This window comes from Alcanivorax sp. HI0044 (assembly GCF_001634945.1).
Genome location: NZ_LWEZ01001761.1, coordinates 1 through 600, shown reverse-complemented (window position 1 = coordinate 600; position 600 = coordinate 1). Strand labels below are relative to the sequence as shown.

The following is a 600-nucleotide window of genomic DNA, read 5'->3' as shown; positions in this document are numbered from 1 at the left end:
AGAACTTCGCCATCGACAAACAGTTCTATCCGCTGGGCTCGTGCACCATGAAGTACAATCCCCGTGGAGCCAACCGTGCCGCCATGCTGCCGGGCTTTTTGAACCGCCACCCGCTGGCGCCGGAAAGCCACAGCCAGGGTTTCCTCAGCTGCATGTTCGAACTGCAGAACTTCTTGAAAGAAGTCACCGGCATGAAGGGCGTATCCCTCGCCCCCATGGCCGGGGCCCAGGGTGAGTTTGCCGGCGTGGCCATGATCCGTGCCTACCACGATGCACGCGGCGACGATCAGCGTACTGAAATCCTGATCCCCAACGCCGCCCACGGCACTAACCCGGCCACCGCCGTCATGTGTGGCTACAAGGTCCGTGAAGTGCCGGTCGGCCCGGATGGCGACGTGGACCTGGAAGCGCTCAAGGCTGCCTGCGGTCCGCAGACCGCTGGCCTGATGATGACCAACCCGTCTACTTGTGGCGTGTTCGAACGGCAGATTGAAGACATCGCCAAAGCCGTCCACGAAGCCGGTGGACTGCTTTATTACGATGGCGCCAACCTGAATGCCATCCTCGGTAAAGTTCGTCCCGGTGACATGGGTTTCGACG

Annotated in this window: 1 protein-coding gene; it reads left to right on the top strand. The window is 61.2% G+C overall.

Going from position 1 to position 600, the window contains the following annotated elements; all coding sequences use genetic code 11:
* Nucleotides 1–47: 47 nt before the first annotated feature.
* The coding region (locus A3730_RS26350) for an aminotransferase class V-fold PLP-dependent enzyme (RefSeq protein WP_231884055.1) at nucleotides 48–600 on the top strand (553 nt) is incomplete at its 3' end.